The sequence below is a fragment of the Microbulbifer mangrovi genome (assembly GCF_002009015.1).
GTDB classification, from domain to species: Bacteria; Pseudomonadota; Gammaproteobacteria; order Pseudomonadales; family Cellvibrionaceae; genus Microbulbifer; species Microbulbifer mangrovi.
This window is the reverse complement of sequence record NZ_LZDE01000339.1, coordinates 52,228-59,154: the sequence shown is the minus strand read 5'-3', so window position 1 is coordinate 59,154 and position 6,927 is coordinate 52,228. Positions and strand designations below refer to the sequence as shown.

Below are 6,927 nucleotides of genomic sequence, written 5' to 3'. Positions count from 1 at the left end.
TGGGTTCACGGCGTGTCTCGCGAGGCCGCCCCGGTAGCGGTACCGCCACGAACTTGGATCAAAACCTAATCCATTAAAGCCGCAGAAAATACGGTATATTGTGCAAACCTCCAATTTAAGTGCTGAACTGAAAAGATCGTGAATACAGAAACCACCAACCTCAACTGGTTCCGTAACGCCGCGCCGTATATCAACGACCTGCGCGGGCGAACCCTGGTGGTCGCCATTCCCGGAGAGGGATTGGAGCACGAAAATTTTCGCAATCTGGTGCATGACCTGGCCCTGCTGATCAGTCTCGGGGTTCGTCTGGTGCTGGTACACGGCGCGCGCGCACAGGTAAACCGGGCACTGCAAAGTGCGGGAATCCAGAATCGCTTTCACGGCAATACCCGTATCACCGATCGCGAAACCCTCGAAGTGATCAAGGGTGCAGTGGGCCGCCTGCGGTTCGAAATCGAGGCCGCCTTTTCCCAGGGGTTGCCAGATTCGCCCATGGCCAACTCTGCACTCAAGGTACTTTCCGGCAACTTCGTTACCGCGCGTCCGGAGGGCATTATCGATGGCACCGATATGCGCTGGACTGGTCGCGTGCGGCGCATGGATACCGGTGCGATCAATCGCGCCCTCGAGGAAGGCGCGCTGGTGCTGCTGTCTCCCCTCGGCACTTCGCTGACCGGGGAACTATTCAACCTCAACTATCTCGATCTGGCCGCCGAAGCCGCCAAAGCACTGCGCGCAGAAAAGCTGGTGCTTTACCGGGACCTGCCGCAGCTCGAAGTAGACGGCCAACCCGTATACGACCTGAGTATCAATCAGGCCGAGGACGTCGCGGAGTCCGTAGACAGCGAAACCCTCAGCCACGCGATCAACGCCTGTAACGCCGGCACCCAGCGGGTACACCTGCTCAGCTATACCGACAACGGCGCCCTGCTGCAGGAGCTGTTCAGCCGCGAGGGCGCGGGCACCATGATTTACCGGGATAGCTACGAGGTAATCCGCCGCGCGCGTATCCAGGATGTGGGCGGTATCCTCGGACTGATCCGACCGCTGGAAAAACAGGGGGTTCTGGTCAGGCGCTCGCGGGAAAAGCTGGAATCGGAAATAGACCACTTCACGCTGGTCGAGGTGGACGGTACACCTGTGGCCTGCGCGGCACTCTACCCAATCCTCGACGATCAGGGCGACATCATCGCCGCGGAGGTCGCCTGTGTGGCGATTCACCCGGAGTTTCGCGGCGGCGGCCGCGGCGCCAAGCTGATGCAGCATCTCGAGCGGCAGGCGCGGGCACTGGACCTGGCGGAAATCTACGTATTGACCACCCAGACCGAGCACTGGTTTATCGAACGGGGCTTCTCCCAGGTTGACGTGTCCGAGCTGCCATCCAGCCGTAAATCCCTGTACAACATCCAGCGCAATTCCCGCGTTTTACGCAAGCAGCTTCATGCGCAATAAGCTTGCATGGCAAGGGGTGTAATGCGGACAGTACTTGCGCCCCTTACTGTTCTTTTCGGTAGTCGCGCAATATTTCTTCTGTTTTGCTAACCTGTCGGGCTCCCGGGCGTACCTCGCCCCGCCAGCCACATCGGCTGAACCCCGAATACGGTTTGGCTCTCTGCCAGAGTCAAAACCCCGGTTTCATTTTTGAACAAGCACATTAAGTAACGCTATGCCTCAGTACCGTTCTCGCACTTCCACTGCCGGCCGCAATATGGCCGGCGCCCGCGCCCTGTGGCGTGCCACCGGCATGAAGGATGACGACTTCCACAAGCCGATCATTGCCGTGGCCAACTCTTTCACCCAGTTTGTCCCCGGCCATGTGCACCTGAAAGACATGGGCCAGCTGGTCGCGCGGGAAATCGAAAAGGCCGGCGGCGTCGCCAAGGAATTCAACACCATCGCCGTGGACGACGGTATCGCCATGGGCCACGACGGCATGCTGTACAGCCTGCCCAGCCGCGAGATCATCGCCGACTCGGTGGAATACATGGTGAACGCACACTGCGCAGACGCCCTCGTATGTATCTCCAACTGCGACAAGATCACCCCCGGAATGTTGATGGCCGCCCTGCGCCTGAATATCCCGGTGATCTTCGTATCCGGCGGCCCCATGGAAGCCGGTAAAACCAAGCTTTCCGAGCACAAGCTGGACCTGGTGGATGCGATGGTGATCGCCGCTACCGACGACGCCTCCGACGAGCAGGTCGCCGAATACGAGCGCTCCGCCTGTCCGACCTGCGGCTCCTGTTCCGGCATGTTCACTGCCAACTCCATGAATTGCCTGACAGAGGCCCTCGGGCTCTCGCTGCCGGGCAACGGCACCATGCTCGCCACTCACGCAGACCGGGAGGCGCTGTTCCTGCGCGCCGGGCGCGAAATCGTGGCCCTGGCAAAACGCTATTACGACGGGGACGATGATTCTGCATTGCCACGCAACATCGCCAATCGCGCGGCTTTCTCCAACGCGATGGCCCTGGATATCGCCATGGGTGGTTCCACCAACACCATCCTGCATCTGTTGGCCGCGGCTCAGGAAGGTGAGATCGACTTTACCCTGGCAGATATCGACCGCCTGTCGCGCAAGATACCGCAGCTGTGCAAGGTCGCGCCCAACACCCCAAAATACCATATCGAAGACGTACACCGCGCCGGTGGTGTGATGGCAATTTTGGGCGAACTGGAAGCCGCCGGCCTGCTGGATGCAAGCCTGCCGACGGTCCACAGCAGCTCATTCAAGGAAGCACTGGAAGAGTGGGACATCCGCCGTACCGATAATCCGGACGTGCACAAGTTCTTCCGCGCCGGCCCCGCAGGTATCCCCACCCAGCAGGCATTCAGCCAGGACTGCCGCTGGAATAATCTGGACGGCGATCGCGAGCAGGGCTGCATCCGCTCCGTAGAGCACGCCTACTCCTCAGAAGGCGGCCTTGCAGTACTGTTCGGCAACCTCGCACCGGACGGCTGTGTGGTGAAGACCTCCGGAGTGGAAGAAGAGCTGTGGAAGTTTGAAGGCCCGGCGCATATCGTCGAGAGTCAGGAAGATGCCGTGGCGAATATTCTAGAGGGCAAGGTGAAGGAAGGCGAAGCCGTCATCGTCCGCTACGAGGGTCCCAAAGGTGGCCCCGGCATGCAGGAGATGCTCTATCCCACCAGCTACTTGAAATCCAAGGGTCTGGGGAAATCCTGTGCTCTGATTACCGATGGGCGTTTCTCCGGTGGCACTTCCGGCCTGTCAATCGGACACGTCTCTCCGGAAGCTGCCGGCGGCGGCAATATCGGCCTGGTGCAGGACGGCGATCCCATTCGCATCGACATCCCTAACCGCCTGATTGAGGTGGATATCCCGGAAGCGGAACTGCACCGCCGCCGCGAAGTCATGCATAGCAAAGGCGCGGATGGCTGGAAACCTGCCAAGGTTCGCCCACGTAAAGTCAGTCGCGCGCTAAAGGCCTATGCGCTGCTCGCCACCAGCGCCGACAAGGGCGCAGTGCGGGAAATCGACTGATAGCCCGATTACAAAATTGGGCCGCGAGCGCGGTGCACGCTTGCGGCCCAACAGTTATCCCTCCTTTATTCCGCCAGTCGGAATGTAATCCGGTTTCTCACATTGTGCCGCTCCACCGGCTGGCCATCGGAAATGGTGGGGCGATATTTGAATCGCTCTACCGCGTTTAGCGCCTCACGATTGAACACGTCGGTGGGCTCCCCGGCCGCGGTGTAGCCGCCCACAACCCGCGGGTTTTTCACGCTGCCGCTGGGAGTGATCGTAAATTCCACCACCACATGCCCTTCAATACCTCGCGCGAGCGCGCGGCGCGGATAGCGTGGTGCCGGCTTGTAAATAGGCAGCGGGTCGGCACTGACCAGGGAGGGATCAAACTTGCGCTGAGTGGGTGCAGGAGGCTCAAACCCGAGCGGGATATCCCCTGGTTCCACAGACTGCTCGATTTTTGTCGGCTCCATCACCGGAGGCGGATCCTGTGGTTTCAGAATCGGTTGCGACTGCTCTACGGAGGGCACGAGCTTCGGTAGATGGATAGATGCCACCTTGGGCGGCAGCTCCTCCGGTGGGGCCCGGTAGTCGGTGGCAATCAGCTGCGTCATGCCAAACAGTAGCAACCCCGTGATCCCCAGGGCAAATGCCCCATTGCGCGCGAGCGTAAGGGTTTTCGACGGTACGGATATTAGAGGACTGGAATTGAGCGGATAAGCCTGTTCCATAAACACCTCTCCTTTTTATTTTCAGGTGTAGATTGGTCGCGCCGGGCGACAGCGGGTCGTGGCGCGGCGGAAAAAGCTGATCAGCTACTTTCAGTATTTAGTCGATTTTGGCGAACATGCAAATAATTCCCATTTATTGATCAAACAAGCGCCAAAGCACGTAAATTTCACGCAAAAAAAAGGCCGCACAGTGTGCGGCCTTTCGGGATTGGAACAATCAGATGGCTTACAAAGCCAGCTGTTTTTCCCGCTCCTGCTCAGCTTCAACGAAAGTAATCCACTGCTTGGCAAACTTCTCGGAACGTTTGTCATCAGCGGCCTGCTTCAGGTATTTCAGCGAAGCGTCGTACTTCTTCAGGTTGGCATTGGCCATCCCGAGTACAATGTAGAGCTGGTCCGGACGCTTGATATCGCCCTTCTTCAGCGCCTTGGCGCCCATCTCCAGAGCTTTCTCATTCTTGTCCTGGTCCAGGTAGATACCGGCCAGACGGGAATAGAGATCGCCCTTGTCAGACATCTGTGCTGCGTCTTCCAGCTCGGGAATAGACTTCTGCAGCTCCTGAGCCATCTGGTATGCCTGAGCCAGGGTTTCCAGATTTTTCGAGGTGCGCTTGATCTTCTTCTCTTTGATGCCCTTGTCGATGACTTTGGCGCCCTTGTACGGCATTTCAGCACCCATGAAGAGATAGGCCATGTTCAACAGCTCTTTCTCTTTCTGCAAGGCACCTGCGACATACGCGGCTTCCATCATGTGAAGCATATCGTCTTCACGCTTCAGTTCGCCGTACATGCCCGCCAGCTGCTTGTAGTACTCACCCTTCGGGTAGTGCTTCACCAGTTTCTCAAGAACCTTGGCTACATTCTTGTAGTCGTTCTTGTCGTAGTAGAAGTAGCGCTGCAGCTGGAGCCAGTTTTCCTTCGGAACCTTGCCTTCCTTCTCGTACATACCGATGGCAGTGCTGATGTCAGCCATTGCCTTGGCACTGTTCCCTACCTGGTGGTAGGCCTGTGCACGCAGCGCGTAGGAGTCGGCGTTGATGTTGTCAGCAACTGCGAACCACTTGTTGAGGTAGTTCAGCGCCTGCTTGTAGTCCTCGGTTACAAAGTACAGCTGGGCGATGGTCAGCAGCGTACCTACTTCCAGGGCCACCGGCAGGTTTTCTTGACCCTGCTGCAGCACCTGCTTGTAGTAATTGATCGCTTGCGGGTAACGCTCCATGCTGTAGTAAACGAAGCCGTAGAAGTAATACATCTGCGCGGTTTCGTAACCGTTCAGCTTGCTCTTACCAGCTTCCATTTCCTTCAGCGCGGCAAGAGCTTCCTGCCAGTTCTGAGCATCCGCAGCTTCCTGCGCTCTGCCAAGATACTTGAAGGCGCTCTCGCGCATGGACGGAGTTTTACGAGTCTTTTGCTCGGCCGCTTCAGACTGGGCAAAAGACGCGGATACACCCGCGGCTTCCAGCACAGTGACACTTACCGCCGGGGCAAGTACCAGGGGCAGCGCCACGGACGTGCGCAGGACGAATCTGGATAAACCTTTCGTCACGGTCGTCATATTCATATGCGTCCCCTATTTATTGCGCCATATTGAAGCTGATCTTGGTTTTTACACCAGGCACTTCAATTGGCTCGCCGTCAACAACCCGCGGCTTGTACTTGTACTTCAGGGCCGACTTCACCGCTGCGCGGTTGAAGATGGTGGTCGGGTTGCCATCTTTGGTGAAGGCTTCAACCACACGCGGATCCCGTACAGAACCGTTCTTGGTCACCGTATATTCCACAACTACCCAGCCCTCGATACCACGCTGCAGTGCGCGACGGGGATACTGAGGCTGAACCTTTACGATAGGCAGGTAGTCACCTTCGGTGGCGAAACCACCAATCCCACCTACCTTCACCGCGGCGCTTGCAGCAGGAGCAGACATGTTCAGGGCATTGTCTATATCCGGCTGGTCAAACTCCGGCTCCGGCATATCGGGTGGCGGAGTTTCGGGCTCGTCGGGCTTATCCGGTTTGCTGGTATCGTATTTGGTTTCGATCTTCGTCTCAGGCATCACGACGTCTGCCACCTTGATAGGCTCTTCCTCATCGGGAGCCTTCATGTTGGCTTCAATCAGCTGATGCATGGTGAAGATCAGGGCGAAAGTCGTGGCTACCGCCAGCGCACCTGCCCCTGCTAGTCTTACCGGGTTCATAGCTGTTAACTCTTCTCTGTAGCGACCGACACTTTCTCGATTCCGATCTTCCTGGCCGCGTCCGCGATCAGGGCAACCTTCTCGATACTCGCCTTTTTATCGGGCTGAATTACCAACCACCCTTTCGGGTTTTCTGCGTAGAGGCGCTCCAGGGTGTTTTTCACCAGGCGGTCATCTACTTGCTCTTTGGCAATCCAGATTTCGTTGTTGTCGTTAATCGCTACCAGAATAGAGGCGGCTTTGAGATCAGCGGTTGTCGCTTCCGGCTTCACTACGTCAACCCCGGGCTCCTTGATAAAGGTCGCGGTGACGATGAAGAAGATCAGCATGATGAACACCACGTCCAGCATGGGCGTGAGGTCAATCGCTTGCCCTTCTTCTTCAGCCGTATTCTGTTTTCTGCTCATTGCAACTCTCTTTAGCGAAATGCTATTAGCGAGATTTGGCCCTGTGGAGCTTTCACCTCAAGCGTATTGATAGTGAAAGCTCCCCGATTTGGCTAAACCTTCTCGGA

The 6,927-nt window shown here is 57.4% G+C and carries 6 protein-coding genes; 2 read left to right on the top strand and 4 right to left on the bottom strand.

Annotated elements, in window-relative coordinates; genetic code table 11:
* Positions 1-138 precede the first annotated feature (138 nt).
* Together argA and ilvD are read left to right on the top strand one after the other, a co-directional pair.
* Complete coding sequence (gene argA, locus B4U49_RS15580) at positions 139-1,452, top strand: amino-acid N-acetyltransferase (protein ID WP_078085528.1); 1,314 nt, start codon at positions 139-141, stop codon at positions 1,450-1,452.
* A gap of 214 nt (positions 1,453-1,666) precedes the next feature.
* Positions 1,667-3,502, top strand: a complete 1,836-nt coding sequence (gene ilvD / locus B4U49_RS15575; RefSeq protein WP_078085527.1) for a dihydroxy-acid dehydratase — start codon at positions 1,667-1,669, stop codon at positions 3,500-3,502.
* A gap of 65 nt (positions 3,503-3,567) precedes the next feature.
* On the opposite strand, the gene B4U49_RS15570 is transcribed toward ilvD, so the two are convergent.
* The 4 genes from B4U49_RS15570 to B4U49_RS15555 form a co-directional block, all read right to left on the bottom strand.
* The gene (locus B4U49_RS15570; RefSeq protein WP_078085526.1) at positions 3,568-4,218 is read right to left on the bottom strand and encodes an energy transducer TonB; all 651 of its coding nucleotides are present in this window, start codon (positions 4,216-4,218) and stop codon (positions 3,568-3,570) included.
* Between the two features lie 226 nt (positions 4,219-4,444).
* Positions 4,445-5,779 (bottom strand): tetratricopeptide repeat protein, encoded by a 1,335-nt coding sequence (locus tag B4U49_RS15565; RefSeq protein WP_078085525.1) that lies wholly within the window; start codon positions 5,777-5,779, stop codon positions 4,445-4,447.
* A 13-nt stretch (positions 5,780-5,792) separates the two neighbouring features.
* A complete protein-coding gene (locus tag B4U49_RS15560; protein WP_078085524.1) occupies positions 5,793-6,413 on the bottom strand; it encodes an energy transducer TonB in 621 nt (206 codons plus the stop codon).
* Positions 6,414-6,418: 5 nt separating this feature from the next.
* Positions 6,419-6,820, bottom strand: coding sequence for an ExbD/TolR family protein (locus tag B4U49_RS15555; protein WP_078085523.1), 402 nt, complete (start codon positions 6,818-6,820; stop codon positions 6,419-6,421).
* Positions 6,821-6,927: the final 107 nt, after the last annotated feature.

Bases quoted from the DNA above. Each gene is read 5' to 3' on its own strand.
- ilvD (WP_078085527.1), top strand. From the start codon at position 1,667: ATGCCTCAGTACCGTTCTCGCACTTCCACTGCCGGCCGCAATATGGCC.
- B4U49_RS15560 (WP_078085524.1), bottom strand. From the start codon at position 6,413: ATGAACCCGGTAAGACTAGCAGGGGCAGGTGCGCTGGCGGTAGCCACG.
- B4U49_RS15565 (WP_078085525.1), bottom strand. From the start codon at position 5,779: ATGAATATGACGACCGTGACGAAAGGTTTATCCAGATTCGTCCTGCGC.
- B4U49_RS15555 (WP_078085523.1), bottom strand. From the start codon at position 6,820: ATGAGCAGAAAACAGAATACGGCTGAAGAAGAAGGGCAAGCGATTGAC.
- B4U49_RS15570 (WP_078085526.1), bottom strand. From the start codon at position 4,218: ATGGAACAGGCTTATCCGCTCAATTCCAGTCCTCTAATATCCGTACCG.